General features: G+C 47.9%; 15 protein-coding genes and 1 other annotated feature. All 15 genes read right to left on the reverse strand.

What is annotated here, in order from left to right; genetic code table 11:
- Positions 1–72: 72 nt before the first annotated feature.
- Positions 73–603 carry a rod shape-determining protein MreD gene (gene mreD / locus PPM_RS20240; protein ID WP_013372670.1) on the reverse strand — a complete coding sequence of 177 codons (531 nt, stop codon included), beginning with the start codon at positions 601–603 and terminating at the stop codon, positions 73–75.
- Positions 603–1424 carry a rod shape-determining protein MreC gene (gene mreC, locus PPM_RS20245; RefSeq protein WP_013372671.1) on the reverse strand — a complete coding sequence of 274 codons (822 nt, stop codon included), beginning with the start codon at positions 1422–1424 and terminating at the stop codon, positions 603–605. The genes mreD and mreC overlap by 1 nt, the downstream gene beginning before the upstream one ends.
- Before the next feature lie 55 nt (positions 1425–1479).
- Positions 1480–2514: a rod shape-determining protein gene (locus tag PPM_RS20250; RefSeq protein ID WP_013311600.1), complete on the reverse strand. Its 1035-nt coding sequence runs from the start codon at positions 2512–2514 to the stop codon at positions 1480–1482.
- A gap of 106 nt (positions 2515–2620) precedes the next feature.
- Positions 2621–3313, reverse strand: a complete 693-nt coding sequence (gene radC, locus PPM_RS20255; protein WP_013372672.1) for a RadC family protein — start codon at positions 3311–3313, stop codon at positions 2621–2623.
- Positions 3314–3327: 14 nt separating this feature from the next.
- Positions 3328–3936, reverse strand: a complete 609-nt coding sequence (locus PPM_RS20260; protein ID WP_013372673.1) for a Maf family protein — start codon at positions 3934–3936, stop codon at positions 3328–3330.
- A gap of 22 nt (positions 3937–3958) precedes the next feature.
- Entirely contained in the window at positions 3959–4201 is a 243-nt protein-coding gene (locus PPM_RS20265; protein ID WP_013372674.1) for a DUF4321 domain-containing protein, read from the reverse strand.
- Positions 4202–4322: 121 nt separating this feature from the next.
- Positions 4323–5600, reverse strand: a complete 1278-nt coding sequence (locus PPM_RS20270; RefSeq protein ID WP_013372676.1) for an SPOR domain-containing protein — start codon at positions 5598–5600, stop codon at positions 4323–4325.
- A 168-nt stretch (positions 5601–5768) separates the two neighbouring features.
- The gene (gene murC / locus PPM_RS20275) at positions 5769–7148 is read right to left on the reverse strand and encodes a UDP-N-acetylmuramate--L-alanine ligase (RefSeq protein ID WP_016324656.1); all 1380 of its coding nucleotides are present in this window, start codon (positions 7146–7148) and stop codon (positions 5769–5771) included.
- 6 nt (positions 7149–7154) lie between these two features.
- Positions 7155–8531, reverse strand: a complete 1377-nt coding sequence (locus PPM_RS20280; protein WP_013372678.1) for a bifunctional folylpolyglutamate synthase/dihydrofolate synthase — start codon at positions 8529–8531, stop codon at positions 7155–7157.
- A 36-nt stretch (positions 8532–8567) separates the two neighbouring features.
- A complete protein-coding gene (locus PPM_RS20285) occupies positions 8568–11234 on the reverse strand; it encodes a valine--tRNA ligase (RefSeq protein WP_013372679.1) in 2667 nt (888 codons plus the stop codon).
- Positions 11235–11287: 53 nt separating this feature from the next.
- Positions 11288–11572 (reverse strand) — a binding site (T-box leader).
- Between the two features lie 97 nt (positions 11573–11669).
- Positions 11670–13001: a LysM peptidoglycan-binding domain-containing protein gene (locus PPM_RS20290; RefSeq protein WP_013372680.1), complete on the reverse strand. Its 1332-nt coding sequence runs from the start codon at positions 12999–13001 to the stop codon at positions 11670–11672.
- 125 nt (positions 13002–13126) lie between these two features.
- The gene (locus PPM_RS20295; RefSeq protein ID WP_013372681.1) at positions 13127–14038 is read right to left on the reverse strand and encodes an RluA family pseudouridine synthase; all 912 of its coding nucleotides are present in this window, start codon (positions 14036–14038) and stop codon (positions 13127–13129) included.
- Positions 14035–15339: a glutamate-1-semialdehyde 2,1-aminomutase gene (gene hemL, locus PPM_RS20300; protein WP_013372682.1), complete on the reverse strand. Its 1305-nt coding sequence runs from the start codon at positions 15337–15339 to the stop codon at positions 14035–14037. Before hemL ends, PPM_RS20295 begins: the two co-directional genes overlap by 4 nt.
- Before the next feature lie 31 nt (positions 15340–15370).
- Positions 15371–16369: a porphobilinogen synthase gene (gene hemB, locus PPM_RS20305; RefSeq protein WP_013372683.1), complete on the reverse strand. Its 999-nt coding sequence runs from the start codon at positions 16367–16369 to the stop codon at positions 15371–15373.
- Positions 16370–16416: 47 nt separating this feature from the next.
- Positions 16417–17973: a uroporphyrinogen-III C-methyltransferase gene (cobA, locus tag PPM_RS20310; protein ID WP_013372684.1), complete on the reverse strand. Its 1557-nt coding sequence runs from the start codon at positions 17971–17973 to the stop codon at positions 16417–16419.

Here is a 17973-nt window from a genome sequence, read left to right on the forward strand (position 1 = left end):
CTCCTATCTCAATCATTTCGTCCCCGGGACGTCAAATCCCTGCTAACCCGGACAAAATGTGTGTAAAAAGACCTAGACAGTCTCTTCCTTTTTCACACGGGTACCCAAACGCTGCAATTGCTTGCGAACTGGGACATAAATGATGAGGGCGAACAGAAAATGGATAAACAAATCAGGAATCATATACTGAGCAAGTGCCCAATTGAAAGTCTGATGATTCAGTTGAAACAGCTGATCAATGGCAAAAAGCATAGAATCCAGCAGGAAACTACCGATCAATACGGCCGCCATCATAATGGGCATCGGTGCACGTCTAGCAGTAAACACAAGCCCTAATAAGTATGCAGACAACCCCATTGCAAAAGAATAAGGGCCAATGATAAACCCGTAGTACACTACATCATGAATAAGTCCAAAAACAATACCTAGCACCAACGCTGTATGACGGCTGTAATACACAGATACAAACAAAATTACGACATACACAAAATTTGGAACCATTCTTGAATGCCAACTATCCGGGAGAAGCCACGGAAGAATCGTTCCTTCAGCTATAAACAGGACAAACAGCAGCAGTATCAGAACCTGACCGCGCATCTTCATTATTCCGGTACCTCAGGAGTGTAGAGGACGAGCAGTTCTTTCCAATCCACAAAGCTGGCTGCCGGTTTAATAATCGCTGTCCGTGTTTTGCCGAACTCTCCAACCTGAATTTTCTCCACCGTTCCAATCATTAGGTTTTTGCGGAACTTCCCGCCTGCACCAGACGTAATAATCTGATCACCCTTTGCGATTGGATCTTTTTCTTCAATGCGAGTCATTTGAAATGTGTTCGTACCCGGATCATAGCTTTCAATCATACCAAACGATTGATTTTCCTTACCCAAGACTGTCGCTGCAATGGCATAAGAATTCGGATTTTTAGGATCCAATGTAGTCAACAGCGTAACGGTAGACGTAAAATTCCCCGTGCGGCTAATGACCCCAACAAACCCTTCAAGTGAACTGACCTCCTGACCGACCTTGGCTCCGTCCTTCTCACCAATATCAATCACGAGTGTTTTGGAATCATTGCTAACACTGTTCACTTGTGCAACACGATAATCATAATTATTTTTCGCCTTTTGCGTTTGGGTGAACTTCAGTTCATTCTGCAATCTAGCATTTGTTTCAACATAATTATGAGTCTGAATCTGGTCACGAGTCAGCTTGGCCACGGCTATTTTTAAGCGCTCATTTTCTTCGTAAATACTACGCATATTACCGATATCTTCAAAGAAGCCCGCTATTGCTGAAGCGGGCCTGTAAAAGATACCTTGCACAAAGCCAATTGAATCTCTGGCAAACTTCTCGGGCCAGGTTAAGGAATTTCTCTGTCCAAGTGTAATCCCCATAAGGGCAATAAACAGAACGATTCCGATCAATAGAACAAATAGTCTTTTATTGCCAAACAGCTTAAACAGTTCCTACACCCCCGATTCAACGTTTGGAACGGACGGCAGAACTGCTGCGCGATTTGAACAAATGGATATTTTCCAGTGCTCTACCCGTACCGATTGCCACACAATCCAGAGGATTTTCCGCTACGATCACCGGCATTCCGGTCTCACCTGCCAACAGCTTATCCAGGTTGCGCAGTAGTGCTCCACCACCAGTCAGTACAATTCCTCTATCCATGATGTCCGCTGCCAGCTCAGGAGGGCATTTTTCCAATGTTACTTTAACTGCATCCACGATCGCATTAACGGTATCCGATAATGCTTCGCTAATTTCATCGGAGGTAATCGTAATTGTCTTCGGCAAGCCTGTTACCAGATCGCGTCCGCGGATTTCCGATGTTTCCACTTGCTCTAATGGCATAGCTGAACCAACTTCCATTTTCAGCTGCTCAGAAGTCCGTTCACCAATCATCAGGTTGTATTGACGTTTCACGTATTGAATGATGGACTCGTCCATTTCATCGCCAGCTACACGTACAGAACGACTTGTTACGATCCCTCCCAAGGAAATGACCGCAACTTCGGTTGTACCTCCACCGATATCGACAACCATACTGCCTGTAGGCTCCCATACCGGCAGATCAGCGCCAATTGCCGCTGCAAACGGCTCTTCAATCGTGTACGCCTCTCTTGCGCCTGCTTGCTTGGTCGCATCTTCAACAGCACGCTGTTCCACTGCAGTAATGCCCGAAGGCACGCAAACCATCACGTTCGGATGGCGCGGAAACAATGAACGTTGTGCTTGCGCCTGACGGATGAAATATTTGATCATCGTTGCAGTCGTATCAAAATCAGCAATGACACCATCCTTCATTGGACGAATTGCACGGATATTTCCCGGTGTGCGACCGATCATTTTTTTCGCAGATTCCCCAACAGCCTCAATGGTTTTTGTATCTGTACGCAAAGCAACTACAGATGGTTCACGAACCACGATTCCCTTACCTCTTACGTATACAAGCGTGTTTGCCGTTCCTAAGTCAATTCCCAAATCTTTTGTAAAGCCACCCAGCATGATGTTAATCTCCTTTTCTCTTCCCTGAAATCTGTTATCCCTGTATAAACGGTTTATTCAGGCCGGTTTATCCGGTCATGTTTAAATGTTTGATTTAAATATTATATTATATCAGACCTTGTTCCTTCAAACTTACAAAGGTCCCGTCCCCGATCACAATATGATCAAGCACGTCGATGCCCACGATGTTGCCCGCTTCCATCAGGCGGCGAGTCAACTGGACATCTTCCGGGCTTGGCTTCGGATCACCGCTCGGATGGTTATGAGCGCAAATAATCGAAGCACTGCTACACTTGATTGCAGCCCGAAATACTTCACGAGGATGCACGATGGCGGAATTCAGGCTGCCCATAGATAGCGTTTCCTGAGCAATGACATGGTTTTTGGTATTTAAAAACAGGCAAACAAAATGCTCTTTCTGCAAATAGCGAAGCTGTTCAAACAGCAGATCTGCCACATCCCGTGGGCAACTAATCACCGGGGTCTCCAAGTGGCGTGACAATGCTAATCGACGCCCGAGTTCGATCCCCGCTTTTAGCTGTATCGCTTTAGCATTTCCAATGCCCTTAATCTGGGTCAACTCGCTCAGACTCATATCCACCAGTTGACGCAAATTCCCTGCTTGCTGCAAAATACGCTGCGCTAAATGCAGAGATGATTCACTTTGTGTTCCTGTACGCAGTAGTATTGCTAGCAACTCCGCGTTGCTCAAGGCATCCGCCCCATATGTCATCATGCGCTCTCTTGGTCGTTCTTCATGGGGGAGGTCGCGAAGCATCAGTATTGGCGACTCCAGCATATGTTTATCCCCTTTTATGGACGCAGCACATTCACTCCAAAATCGGACAGCATGTCCGACAGCAAAGAAAGCGGCAATCCTACGACGTTAAAATAACAACCCTGAATAGATTCCACCAACGTAGCACCCATGCCTTGAATGCCATACGATCCTGCTTTGTCAGACGGTTCTCCAGTATTTACGTATGCCACAATTTGCTCTTGGTTCAGAGGCTTCATTGTGACCTCCGTTTGGCGATGTCTAACAAGCATCTTGCCGGTTCCGGTATGTATGCAGGCTACCCCAGTGTACACACGGTGTGTTCTTCCCTGCAATGCAGTCAACATACGAACCGCGTCCGCATGGTCAGCAGGCTTGCCCAATACCGAATCCTCCAGCACGACAATCGTATCACTGCCAATCACCAATCCAGCTTCCTCGGACTGTGCGGCAGTGCGCACGACCGCTTCGGCTTTGCGGGCTGCAAGGGTCTCCACGATTTGCTGAGGCGTCCAGCTCTCAGGCGTGCTTTCATCCGCATGACTCGGCACCACCTCAAAGGGGAGTCTCAAATATGCGAGTAATTCCTTCCTTCTTGGTGAAGTCGATGCCAGAATAATGCGGGGCGTAATTTTCCCGTCCATAAGGGAAGCTCCTTTTCATCAGTTAGAGCCTGCGATACAGCCAGAATGCGGCGATGATGCCGATCAGACTAAGCAGGCTCAATTCAAAATTTATCGTTATGTTGTAGCTGATAATATCCAGATCCGCTCTCGGCGACCAAGATATCGTAGTGGGGTGGGTCAGAAAGGAAAGGACTTTGACCGATTGAAGGGCCTTAGCAATCCAGGCACCCAAAAGCCAACCGAGCAACAAAAACAGTATAAGCATTCCTACATTTTTTTTCATCCTGATCTTCCCTCGCCATTTTTTGACACCTTCATTATTATACGGTGATTTGTACTGCAATACAAACAGAAATCCGGCATGGGGAACTATTTCCAGTTCCTTGCCGGAAAGTATGGTTAGTCTACTGTTTTATGAATTGGATAAATTCCTTCTCACGCAAAACATATTCCATCATGGAGGACTGAATCTCCCAAATGTGTTCCTTGGCTGTGTTCTTGTTATATTCTCCAAGTGCAGAGACTGCGCTGTTCATCGCCTTTTCAAGCGAAGTTGCGGTGGCAGCCGCTTCCTTCGGAAGACCAGTGGGAAGTGCAGCGATATTTTGTGTCCACTGCTGATGCAGGTCGTTCAGCTCGCTCATGTCGGAGGCTGGCACCGTACTTGGGCCTTCTTCTCTGAGCAAAGTTGAGGAAAGTCCGCTCAGCTTGCCCACTAATGAGTTGCTTAACTGAAAAAAGGTAGTGAGTTTATCACCATTACCTCCGTAAGCCGCTTTTTCGAATCCGGGTAATTCGAGCTCGCGGACATACAATTCCACTCCTTGTGTCTTCAGTTGATTACTAAGCAACTTGGCTTGCTCCCTATCCGACGATATTCCTGCATATACTCGGTTTTGATCCTCGCTATCCCCTCCTGCTGCAATGCCTGCCTTCAACAGTTCTTCCTTTGCCTGTAAAGCCCTCTCTGGAGTGCTGAAAACCCCGTATTGCAGCAAGTAATAGGTTTGTGGAGACACTTGAGTAGCTACGACGGCGACAGGGGCAGCATTCTCTTTTGCAGACGTTGTATCGACATCAACAGATTCTTTGAAAACGGGTACAGCCTCATTATCCAAAGAATCAGATCCCGGGACCATACTACCTCCGTTAAACAGTAACAACATAATATATCCGAACATGCCCCCAGTCACCAACGCACTGGCTACAGAACCGATTAACCTCCATCTGGAAGGGTGAGGTGGACGCTTTCTATACTCTTGACCGGAATAATAGGCCTCCTCAACCTCAACATCATCCTCTTCTGGACTTTCCGGTAGAACGTCCGCATCTGACCAGGAAGCTGCCGAACGACCAAAAGGGTCGTCCCATCCCTCTTGTACCCTCAATGTTGGAGTAAAACGCCGAGTTGCAATGCGTTTATTCGTCTCCACAGGTTTGCCGAGCTCTGAATGTTGTGTAGTTCGAGTATGTTTCTCCATACTACTAGTCCGTTCCATTCCTTTACGCTGGTTATCAGTTTGATAAAGCTCATCATCGTGGTGTAACTCCGTATCTCTAATCATGTCACGCTGTCCGTTCGTAAACGACTCATTTTTGTTCGGAAGCACCTGTAGCTTATCCTCCCGGCTTGTTTCCGGCAACTGTTGATCGAACCGGAATGTCATCTTGGCCTTGTTCATGGATGCACTCCCTCCTTGTCCCATACTTCCTCATAGTCTGTTGTATGAATTAAAGCAAGGAATTATGTCCCGACATTACAAAAAAAGGGTATCCCGCCACTTTCGTGTTCGGAATACCCTTTTAAAATATTTAAAATTCATTAGTGTAATAGCTGCTGCTAATACGTATTACACTTGTTGCCCGCGAAGATGGCGTGCTAACGCGTCGCCAGCTTTCCAAATATCCCCTGCTCCCATTGTCAGCACTAGATCACCCGGCTGTAACCGATCTTTCAGCTCTTCGATCACGGCTTCTTTGGTCGGTAAATAGATTGCATTCGCATTGCTGTTTTGGACGATTAAATCCACCAGTTTGGAAGAATGCACACCTGCAATCTGTTTTTCTCCCGCTGGTGAATAAATATCGGTAATGATCACTTCATTAGCCTCGCTAAACGCACGGCTGAACGCATCCAACAGGAAAAAGGTACGGCTGTAGCGTTGTGGCTGGAACACGGCAATAATACGCTTCCCAGTCGCTCTCGCTGCACTGATCGTAGCCTCAATCTCTGTTGGGTGATGCGCATAGTCATCAATAATCAAAATGTCATTGCCTTCACCTAGCACTTGAAAACGACGTTTTGCTCCGTGAAATTCCACAATAGTTGCAGCAATTTGATCAAATGGAATCCCTGCTTCCAAACATGAAATCACGGTAGCCATCGCATTATACATGTTATGTTTACCCGGTACAGACAATTCAATAGTTCCGAGTGCTGTTCCCTTACGACTCATCGTAAAGCTTAATCGGCGGTCACCTAGTTGGATATCTGTCGCCATGTAATCCGCTTCATGCTCTACTCCATAAGTAATGACCCGAGTTTGGAGCTGAGGCAACATCTCTCGGATGTTCTGATCATCTGCGCATACAATAGCTGCTCCATCCGGCCGAATTTGACTTAAAAACTGTACGTAAGCACTTTTCAGCCGATTAAAATCTCCATCGTAATTTTCCAAATGATCCGCTTCAATATTGGTTACGATACCCTGCCAAGGATGATATTGCAGGAAAGAACCATCGCTCTCATCCGCCTCGGCAACGACAAACTCGCTTTTACCCGCTTTGGCGTTCGTTCCCAAATTCGTGATTTCGCCGCCAATAATATACGTTGGATCAACGTTACATCTCTCCATAACCAGAGCGATCATGGAAGAGGTCGTCGTTTTCCCGTGCGCACCCGCAACCGCTATTCCCTTACGTTCGTTAAGCAAGCGAGCCAGCATCTGCGAACGGTGCAGTGTTGGAATATTCAATTCTTCCGCTGCCACCCGCTCTACATTGTCACGTGACAATGCTGTTGAATAGACAACAATATCTGCGCCTGCAATATGTTCAGGCGTGTGTCCAATATATATTTTCGCGCCTTTTGCCGCCAGTTTTTCTGTCAGCTCCTGTGATGCCACATCTGAGCCAGTCACGGTATAACCCATCTCCAGCATGACCCGAGCAATCGCGCTCATCCCGTAGCCGCCGATACCGATAAAATGAACATGTTCCGAAGTAATCAACAAATTTCACCAACCTTTTTCCGAATCGGTTTGATACATAAGGGTAGCCCGTACATCCGCAATAAGATACAGCGTGCCGGACACCACCCCCAGATCTTCCGCTTCCGTATGTGACTGAAACAGACTTAAAGCCTTTTTCCAGTCACCTTCTACAATAATTTTTAAATCCGTTTTGGCATAAGACGGCCGCAGCTTCTCCACGAGATGAGCCAAATCAGCGGCATTCATTTTGCGGCGAAAATCGGGCTCGGTCAGTATAAGCGTATCCACTAGTGGCAGTATATGCTGCAAGTATGCCTCATGATGCTTGTTTGACAGCATTCCCATCATTAAAACCAATTTTTTGTACGAATACACTTGTGGGAGACTCTTGGCCAGCGTCTGAGCCCCTTCTGGATTATGAGCCCCATCAAGGACAATTCTCGGCGAGGTACTGACTTGTTCGAGACGCCCTGCCCAGGCAGCTTGCCTAAAGCCCTCCAGCAGATCCGCATCATCCAACACAAAAGCCATATACTGACGTAGGACTTCAAGTGCCATCATAGCTCCTGCCGCATTAGAACATTGATGCTCGCCTAACAACGTGATGTCGATTTCCATATGCCGGAAGGGTCCAGCGAATGAAAAGGTCTGACCTGTTTCATTCCCATTTAACCGTTCATACGTAAATTGTTCTCCTGCCAGGTACAAGGTAGCTCCTTGCTTGGCCGCCGTTTTACGTATGACCTGAATAGCCTCGGGCTGGGAAACACAACTGACGACAGGTACACCTGGCTTGATGATCCCAGCCTTTTCTCTTGCAATCTGTTCCAGTGTATCTCCCAAAATGTCCGTATGGTCATAGCCGACATTCGTAATGACCGAGACGATAGGACTCACGATATTAGTTACATCCATCCTTCCCCCGAGACCTGTCTCCCATACCACAACATCTGGAAAAGCTACCGTAGCATAGTACAAAATAGCCAACGCTGTGGACACCTCAAACATCGTGGGTGATCCCAACTCACTATCAGCGATTTCTTTCACCAACGGATACAAGCGATTGGCGAGTGAAACCAGCGTTTCATCTGGAATATCGGTCCCGTTGAATTGAAAACGGTTCGTAAATCGGGTGATGTACGGAGAAGTAAAGGTCCCAACATCGTATCCACATTTCAGAAGCACAGAGGTTAGAAAGGCACAAGTCGAGCCCTTACCGTTGGTTCCCGCAATATGAATAAATTTCAGATGTCGTTGGGGATCACCCAGTCTACTCATCAGCTGTTCGATTCGTTCCAGTCCGGGTCTAATGCCAAACGGAATCAACCCGTTAATCCATTCCACTGCTTCATCATAACTTTGTAAAGGGGCTATGTCGCCGCCCCTGATCGTATCTGACATCCTCTTCACCTTCAGGTCATTTTATTGTGAGTGAAATTATCCCTTGAGTTCTTCAATACGTGCGATAACTTTAGCGCGCTTATCTGAGTAATCGGCTTGCTTGGCCTTCTCTTCCTCGATGACTTTGGCTGGTGCCTTTGCCACGAAGCCTTGGTTGGAGAGCTTTTTCTCCACGCGCTCCACTTCACTGTTCAAATGCTGAAGTTCTTTTTCGAGTCTGCTAATTTCCTGGGCAATATCTAGCAGTCCGGCTAACGGCAGGTATAGCTCTGCGCCGCTAACAATAGATGTCATGGCTTTATCTGGAGCGGTGAACTCTAATCCCGCGTCGAATTCAGACGTATTACAGAATCGACGTACATACTCCCCATTGCGGTTAATGATATCAAGAACGGCTTGATCGCCAGGTTTTATGAGCAATTCAATTTTTTTACTCATCGGCACGTTGACTTCAGCGCGGATATTGCGCACAGCACGAATCACGTCGATCAGCAAATTCATTTCAGCGACCGCATCCTTATCCTCGAAAGCAGGATCGTAAGCAGGCCAAGCAGCCAGTGTGATCGTTTCTCCCTCATGCGGAAGATGCTGCCATATTTCCTCGGAGATAAAAGGCATGAACGGATGAATCATGCGCAGTGTCCGATCCAAAACATAGGCAAGGACGGATTGTGTTTTCTTTTTCGCCTCTGCATTATCGCCATATAGGGAAAGCTTCGCAAACTCAATGTACCAGTCGCACAAATCATCCCAAATAAAGTTGTACAGAAGGCGGCCTGTCTCGCCAAATTCATAAGCATCTATTAGACGCGTGATGTCGCGTGAAGTTTCGTTTAGACGGTGCAGAATCCAACGATCAACGGTGCTCAAGTCACCGGTAATGTCTATATCTGCCGCAGTGACGCCTTCCAGATTCATCAGCGCAAAACGTGATGCATTCCAGATTTTATTGGCAAAGTTACGCGCCTGCTCCACACGTTCCCAGCGGAAACGAAGGTCTTGTCCTGGCGTGCTGCTGGTGGAGATCATATAACGCATAGCATCGGTACCATATTGTTCGATCACATCGAGCGGATCAACACCATTGCCTAGGGATTTGGACATTTTTCTTCCGTCCGCGTCACGAACCAGACCGTGCATAAGTACGTCCTTGAACGGAATCTCTTCCGTAAATTCCAGCGCGGTAAAAATCATACGCGATACCCAGAAATAAATAATGTCGTAGCCTGTAACTAGAACATTAGTCGGATAATAGCGTTTGAGATCCTCTGTCTGCTCAGGCCAACCCAGGGTCGAAAACGGCCACAAAGCAGAGCTGAACCAAGTATCGAGTACATCCTCATCCTGTTTGAGCTTTCTACCAGCATATTCAGGCAAAGTGGTAGGGTCCTCCGCCGATACAATCACTTCTCCGGTTTCTTCATCATACCAAGCCGGAATACGGTGTCCCCACCATAATTGACGGGAAATACACCAATCTCGCACATTTTCAATCCAATGCAGATAAGTACGCTCAAAGCGATCCGGCACAAAGTTTACACCGTTGCCAGCCTTCTGTGCTTCAATCGCCTTAGCTGCCAGAGGCTTCATTTCCACGAACCATTGGGTGGACAGATAAGGTTCTACAACTACACCTGAACGCTCACTATGGCCTACTTGGTGTACATGCTCTTCAATACGAATTAGTACACCCTGCTCTTTCAAATCAGCGACGATTTGCTTACGGCAATCGCTGCGATCCAGTCCCTGATATTTGCCTGCTTCAGCATTCATGGTTCCCGTCTCGTCCATCACCGTAATTTGTGGCAACTGGTGACGTTGTCCCATTTCAAAGTCATTCGGATCGTGAGCCGGTGTGATTTTAACAGCGCCGCTACCGAAATCTTTATCCACATAGTCATCCGCAATGACCGGAATTTCACGCCCGATGATTGGAAGCACAAGCGTTTTGCCGATCATTTGCTTGTAGCGTTCATCTTCCGGATGTACAGCTACAGCCGTATCGCCCAGCATCGTTTCTGGACGTGTGGTGGCTACAGTAATAAATCCGCTACCGTCTTTCAGTGGGTATTGCAGGTGATACAGATTTCCATTCACCTCTTTGTATTCCACCTCAATATCCGACAACGCAGTACGTGCAGCAGGGTCCCAGTTAATGATGCGTTTACCGCGATAAATCAGGCCCTTTTTGTACAGTTTAACGAATACTTCGCGTACCGCTTTGGACAGTCCCTCATCCAATGTAAAACGTTCACGAGAATAATCGAGAGAAAAGCCCATTTTTTCCCATTGGTTGTGGATATTGTCCAGATAAAGATCCTTCCACTCCCACACTTTTTCCAAAAACTTCTCACGGCCCAAATCATAGCGAGTCAGGCCTTCTTCACGCAGCTTCTGCTCTACTTTTGTTTGAGTAGCAATACCTGCATGGTCTGCCCCTGGCAGCCACAAGGCATCATAACCCTGCATCCGCTTGGCGCGGATAATAATATCCTGCAAAGTAAAGTCAAGAGCATGTCCAATATGCAACATACCCGTAACATTGGGTGGTGGAATAACGATTGTAAAAGGCTCTGCCTCTGGATGTTGCCCGGCGCGGAAATAGCCCTTCTCCATCCACGTTTTGTACCATTTTTGTTCTGCTGATTTGGGATCATACGTTGTTGGCATTTCCAAGGTTGTCTTGTTGTCTTGTTCTGACATATCAGGATACCTCCATGATTTTTCAATTGGCAAATAAAAAAAGCCCTTCATCCTCAAAGGACGAAAGGCTGTTCTCTCGCGGTACCACCTTTGTTTCACCCCTAGTGTATGTATCCACTGATCCATTACACATGGTGTGACACTTTATGCAGATAACGGTTGCGGACCGGCCTTATTCTACCGTGAACCTCTTACCTTCCGAAGGAATGAAATGAGGAACCGTTCAAACAGGCGACTCCCGGGTGACTTCGGCCAGTAGCTTCCTGCGGAACCTCACAGCGCTGCAATTCCACTCTCTGAAGGGCTTGCTGCCTACTCTTCCCGATCTCAGTCTTTCAATAACTATACCACATCATACATTTCCCATTGACTATAGTCAACACCCATTTCTCATTGACTATAGTCAGCACTTCGTCGCATGTTTCAGCAACCGAATCAAGGGATGTACAATACTTGCCCTTCTTCTACATGATGCTCTGCCAATCTGTTATACAATTGAAGCTCCCGTGTGCTGAGTTGATAACGGTCTGCTATCGTTTCCAGTGTATCCTCGCGCTGTACAATGCATAACCTTACCTTGCGGAAAGGCGTTTCATCCTGTGTATGGAAAAAAAGATTTTTCCACTTGGCATCCTCACGCTCTTCGTCGACTTTCTGATCCTGACCTTGCGGTTCATGTTCCAGCTGCTGCTGGTGTTCCGCTTCTTTTACCGAACGGCTGGATTGAAGCAATGATGAGTAGACAACCGGGTCCGGCTCGTCTGCTCCTTCATCCTTTTTACTGTTAAAAGCCACGCGCATCTCTGGCTTTTCCTCAGTAAAGGTATCATGAACTTCATGGTTTACCTGTTCTGACGCCTCAGGCCTGAAGTCAAAGTCATTCCCCTGACTTGCTTCCAACTGCGGCTCCAAATAAATCTCCGACTCTGTGTCAGAATGCGGCTCCGACAGCAAAGAGTCGTATGCTACATTGGGAGATGTAGAAGATACTTTAGGCTCATCTCCTACCGTCCCTACTGCCTCTTGCTGAATTCCCCACACTTCCGGTGACTCCTGCTCATGCTTCACTTCGGAAGAACTGTCTTCAATTGCTTTTCCCGTCCATGGCTCATAATATCGATTCGGATCTACTATCGGGTCATAAGTCTGCTGCTCCAATGATGACATCTGTTCAAGTTGATCCTCTGACGACTGTTCCCAGTAAGCTGACTCCTGTTGCGCTGCTACTGTGTATGAAGTTTCCGAGTCTGTATAGTTGTTGAATGCCGAGTCTTGGGTAGAATAGGCCTCTTCGTGACGATGCTCCCCATCGCCGGAAAGAGATGGAGCCGGATGTTCAGGTGCATGCACCACAGTAAACTCCTCATCCAGCCAAACCGCTGTCTCCTCTGCATGAGAGCTTTCCACCCCATGCAAAGAAAGAACCCCTGTAATGTTTAGACTGCGTAAAGAGAGCAGGTCCACATCAAAATTTTCAATCTCCACAGAGATATCTTCCAATCTTCCTACCCGATTTAGCGGAATGGTAATTTCCACAGGGATCAAATGATGAAGCTCGCTCGTGATCTGTTCAGGTGTGCGGTACACGCCCTCCAGCAGCAAATGCCCTCGCAAAGCGGCATGGTCGCCGTGGGTTACAACCTGAATGCGTGGCAGAAGCTCAATTTCCTCCAACTCGGCAATCCCGGCAGCTTCCTCCGTCAAATGAATGCGTTCATAAATATCAAAACGCAAGCCTTGCGGCTGATCATTCTGTTGTTTATTCAAGGATGGCATCCTCCTTTGGGCAGCCTCCGCACATCCTCTGACTCGTGTCAGGCGCACGGAAACTCCATATTGCAAACCGTTTCTAGGTTCAAGTATATGCGCCAAAATAGAAGGCATGCCATCTTTTATAGCTGTTTGTGCAGCTTTTGAAAATCATCCGGCCAAGCATCCTCCACGGTTATCGTTTCGCCGCTCAGCGGATGACAGAAGGTAAGGCGCTCTCCGTGAAGGGCCTGCCTACCAAAATCAACAGCACGACCGCCGTATAAAACGTCCCCAAGCAAAGGATAACCAGCATGACTAAGATGTACGCGTATCTGGTGCGTCCGGCCTGTCTCCAGCGTCAGATACACGAGACTGACCGCACTCGGACCACTCCCCCATACTTCACCAACTTCCACATGGGTAACCGCCTTCTGCCCGGTTGGGGATACACGGCGGCGCTGTTTATGATGCCTATCCTTGCCAATCGGCCAATCCAACGTCCGCAGCGATGGAGGTACTTTCCCTCGTACCAAAGCTACATAACGACGACCGATGTCCTTAGCTCGCATTTGTTCGTCCAGCTTGAGCAACGCAAATTCATTTTTGGCATATAGCACCGGGCCTGTCGTGTCCACATCGAGACGATGTACATGCCGTACTGCTGTATGAATGTCGTTAATTTCATAATAGGATGCGACAGCATGATCCAACGTCAGCGGACTATCCTTTACACCACCGTCTGGATGGACCGCCATACCCGCTGGTTTGTGTACGACCAAGCAAAAATCATCCTCGTATAGTATCTTCAAATCATACCAACGTGGGATGACGCCGAGGTCCACTACAGGAAAAAGGGCCAGCCGCAGCCGGTCCCCTGTAAGTTCAATCCCTTTTTCATGCCGTAGCCTGCGCCACAGCTTGTCTGGTAATCCCAGACGGTTCAGCAACCAGCGGTCCACAGCTTCAGCGCGATTTTCATCAGTTGCAATTTCTCGCCCCGGTGTGACTTCCAGCCACGGCCCTCTTCTTTTCCAGCTGCCTTTCCAACTCATAGACGTTTGAGCGCGCGATAGTTCGCTTCAATGGTAGCATCAATATCCTCAACTGTATGCACACCTGATACGAACATGCCCTCAAATTGAGATGGAGCTACACTAACGCCCTCATTCACCATTTCAGTAAAGTAACGGCGGAAGTGGTCCTGATTACTCGTTTTAGCAGTGTCAAAATTGACAACCTTCTCGTCTGTGAAGAACGGACACACCATAGAACCTACACGGTTGATCGTGACAGGAATCCCCAGCTCTCGCGCGTTACGTTCGAATCCGGCCTGAAGTCGTGCTGCCCGCTCTTCCAGGCGATCATATATTTCTGATGTCAGCAATTTAAGCGTCGAATAACCTGCTGCCATAGCTAGCGGATTTCCGCTAAGCGTACCCGCTTGATAGATGGGGCCAGATGGCGCGATTTGCTCTAGAATATCGCGACGACCGCCATATGCACCTACAGGTAAGCCACCACCAATCACTTTGCCTAGACACGTAAGATCCGGCGTCACACCAAAGCGCCCTTGAGCGGAATGAAGTCCCACCCGGAATCCAGTCATCACTTCATCAAAAATTAGTAGACTTCCGTGCTGCTGGGTTACCTCACGCAAACCTTCCAAAAATCCAGGCTGTGGCGGTACAACACCCATATTGCCGGCCACCGGCTCGACAATAATAGCAGCAATCTCTTCACCAAATTTCTCAAAAGCCAGCTTCACCGATGCCAAATCATTATAAGGGACGGTGATTGTATGTGTGGCCACGACTTCAGGTACACCCGGACTATCAGGTAGACCTAAGGTCGCAACACCAGAGCCCGCTTTAATCAGCAAGCTGTCCGCATGACCGTGATAAGAGCCTTCAAATTTAAGAATTTTGCTACGTTTTGTAAATCCACGCGCGAGTCGTATCGCACTCATCGTCGCCTCGGTTCCCGAGTTGACCATGCGAACAATGTCCATAGAAGGAACACGCTCACATACGAGTTTCGCCATTTCCGTTTCCGCCAACGTTGGGGCTCCGAAGCTGGTTCCTTTTACAACAGCAGCCTGTAAAGCTTTAACCACTTCGGGATGCGCATGGCCCATAATAAGCGGTCCCCATGAACATACATAGTCTAGATAGGATTGACCGTCGATATCATATACACGCGATCCTTCTCCACGATCGATATATACCGGTGTTATACCTACGGATTTAAAAGCTCGAACCGGACTGTTCACGCCACCCGGAATATACTGTTTTGCCTCATCAAAAGCTGCTTTGGAACGCGTATCCTTGCGTACTGTTCGTTGTTCGTCGATCATTCTAATCACTCCTGTCTTCTAAAAAATACACTTATTGCTTCAACCATCTTGCCGCATCCTTGGCAGAATAGGTAATAATCATATCCGCACCGGCACGCTTCATGCTTGTCAGAATCTCCAGTACCATCGCTTTTTCATCAATCCAGCCTTGGAGGGCTGCCGCTTTGACCATTGCATATTCACCACTTACGTTGTAAGCCACCATAGGCAAATCAAATTGGTCCTTAATGGTGCGCATTACATCCAGATAAGAAAGAGAAGGCTTCACCATCAGCATGTCCGCACCCTCCATCACGTCAGACTCCGCTTCCCGCAACGCCTCACGTGCATTGGCAGGGTCCATCTGATAGGATTTGCGGTCACCGAACTGCGGTGCAGAATCAGCAGCTTCCCGAAAAGGACCATAAAAGGCAGACGCATATTTGACGGAATACGACATAATCGGAATATGTGAAAAACCTTCCAGATCTAGTCCTTGCCGAATCGCCTGTACAAAACCGTCCATCATATTAGAAGGAGCAATAATATCTGCACCGGCTCTCGCCTGAGAAACGGCTGTACGTACCAGCACCTCCAGAGATTCATCATTCAATACTTCACCGCATACCTCACCATCATGCTCATGCATGTGCACCATACCGCAGTGTCCATGGTCCGTAAACTCACACAAGCAAGTGTCTGCCACGACCAGCAGTTCGGGATAACGTGACTTGATCAAACGAGTAGCTTCCTGAACAATACCGTTGTCCACAAAAGCTGAAGTCCCTACACTGTCTTTGGTTTCTGGTATGCCAAACAGGAGCACAGCAGGAATGCCAAGCTCACTAATTTCTTTCAGCTCTTCTTCCAGCCGATCCAAAGAAAAACGGTATACGCCTGGCATGGAGCTAATCTCCTGTTTCACTCCAGTACCAAATGTTACGTAGATCGGTTGGATAAAGTCAGCCGGATTCAATACCGTTTCACGCACCATGCTGCGAATGGCAGCCGACTGGCGCAAACGACGATGTCTAGTAAAAGGGACACTCATAGTTACAAACCTCCATTTTTTATACATTCATTTGTAAAAATTAAAATTTATAATGTCATAACCGTACTTGATTGTTTCCAGTCACATAGCGATTGAATTAGACTTTCAATGGTCGCCTTCTCTGACATCAAACTGACAGTCAAGCCAGCTTGGGTTGCTGTCTCACCAGTCAAGGGACCGATCACAGCGATCGTAACTCCCTCCAGCAGGGAGACTGGATCACTGATCCCCATTTGTCTGAGGGCTTCCAGGAAAAAGGTTACGGTTGAGGAACTGGTAAAAGTAATCGCATGAATGGCACGCTCCTCCAGCAACTTGAGCAGTTCATCATCCTGTGTGTTGGCCGCCAACACCGTTTGATACAAATCAGCCTCGGTCACACGAAGTCCCATTTCCCTCAGCTGATCTGGCAGCCAGGAGCGAGCGAGATCACCTCTTGGAAGAAATACGTTTTGCCCTGCTTGCAAATCTTGCTCAAACGCTTCAAGTAAACCCTCTGCCTGAAAAGGACCTTCGATCTGTTCTGCTACAATTCCGTGCGCCCGAAGCGCGTCTGCTGTAGCTGGTCCGACCGCGGCAATACGAGCTTTGTATAGCGCACGTACATCCTTGCCCTGTTCCTTTAAGTGAGTGAAAAAGTACTCCACTCCGTTAACGCTGGTAAAAAACACCCAGTCATATTCAGGAAGCCGCGCAAACGCCTCTTTGATTTTCTGTTTTGCCTGCTCGTCCGAAGGGACTACGGTCTGGATAACTGGGAACTCATAAGGTTCACCGCCAAGCTCCTCAATCCGGTGAACCAGACTGCTGGCCTGCGCGCGTGCGCGAGTAACCAAAATTCGCTTCCCGAACAAAGGCATATCCTCTGCCCATTTTAACTGTTCACGCTGATTGACCACTTCTCCGACAACGATGACGGCGGGCGGTTGGAAATTCGCTGCCTTCACCTTGGCTTCAATATCCGCCAGCGTGCCCACTAGCGTATCTTGCTCGGCGCGGGTCCCCCAACGGATCAATGCAACTGGAGTATCGGACGACTTACCGTGCTTTATCAGCTGATCACTGATATAGCCGATCTTCGCTACACCCATCATAAAGATCAGTGTCCCCGTTGCGTTCGTTACTTTATCCCAATGAATACTTTTATCGAGTTTATCCGGACTTTCATGACCTGTAATAATAGACAGCGACGAAGCCATATCCCGATGTGTAACGGGAATGCCTGCATAGGCAGGCACGCTGATAGCTGATGTGATGCCAGGTATGATTTCATAGGAAATGCCGTGTTTACGCAGCAGCCCGGCTTCCTCGCCAACTCGGCCAAAAATAGTGGGATCTCCCCCTTTGAGCCGGACGACTGTCTTTCCTTCCAAAGCTAAATCCACCAGCAGCTGATTAATTTCCTCTTGCTTCATGGTGTGACGATCTGGCAGCTTGCCGACATATATTTTTTGGGCCCCTGGCTTCATCAGCCCCAAGAGGCGAGGGCTTGCCAGTCTGTCATACACAATGACATCGCCCAGTTGAATGCACTCCCAACCCTTAACCGTAATTAATCTTGCATCTCCGGGTCCTGCACCTACTAAATATACCTTTCCCACCAT

This window comes from Paenibacillus polymyxa M1 (assembly GCF_000237325.1).
Lineage (GTDB): Bacteria > Bacillota > Bacilli > Paenibacillales > Paenibacillaceae > Paenibacillus > Paenibacillus polymyxa_C.

What these genes read in the sequence shown, in the direction of transcription:
- mreD (WP_013372670.1), bottom strand. Translation starts at nt 603, where the DNA reads ATGAAGATGCGCGGTCAGGTTCTGATACTGCTGCTGTTTGTCCTGTTT.
- PPM_RS20250 (WP_013311600.1), bottom strand. Translation starts at nt 2,514, where the DNA reads ATGCTGGGTGGCTTTACAAAAGATTTGGGAATTGACTTAGGAACGGCA.
- radC (WP_013372672.1), bottom strand. Translation starts at nt 3,313, where the DNA reads ATGCTGGAGTCGCCAATACTGATGCTTCGCGACCTCCCCCATGAAGAA.
- PPM_RS20260 (WP_013372673.1), bottom strand. Translation starts at nt 3,936, where the DNA reads ATGGACGGGAAAATTACGCCCCGCATTATTCTGGCATCGACTTCACCA.
- PPM_RS20265 (WP_013372674.1), bottom strand. Translation starts at nt 4,201, where the DNA reads ATGAAAAAAAATGTAGGAATGCTTATACTGTTTTTGTTGCTCGGTTGG.
- PPM_RS20270 (WP_013372676.1), bottom strand. Translation starts at nt 5,600, where the DNA reads ATGAACAAGGCCAAGATGACATTCCGGTTCGATCAACAGTTGCCGGAA.
- PPM_RS20280 (WP_013372678.1), bottom strand. Translation starts at nt 8,531, where the DNA reads ATGTCAGATACGATCAGGGGCGGCGACATAGCCCCTTTACAAAGTTAT.
- PPM_RS20285 (WP_013372679.1), bottom strand. Translation starts at nt 11,234, where the DNA reads ATGTCAGAACAAGACAACAAGACAACCTTGGAAATGCCAACAACGTAT.
- PPM_RS20295 (WP_013372681.1), bottom strand. Translation starts at nt 14,038, where the DNA reads ATGAGTTGGAAAGGCAGCTGGAAAAGAAGAGGGCCGTGGCTGGAAGTC.
- hemL (WP_013372682.1), bottom strand. Translation starts at nt 15,339, where the DNA reads ATGATCGACGAACAACGAACAGTACGCAAGGATACGCGTTCCAAAGCA.
- hemB (WP_013372683.1), bottom strand. Translation starts at nt 16,369, where the DNA reads ATGAGTGTCCCTTTTACTAGACATCGTCGTTTGCGCCAGTCGGCTGCC.
- cobA (WP_013372684.1), bottom strand. Translation starts at nt 17,973, where the DNA reads ATGGTGGGAAAGGTATATTTAGTAGGTGCAGGACCCGGAGATGCAAGA.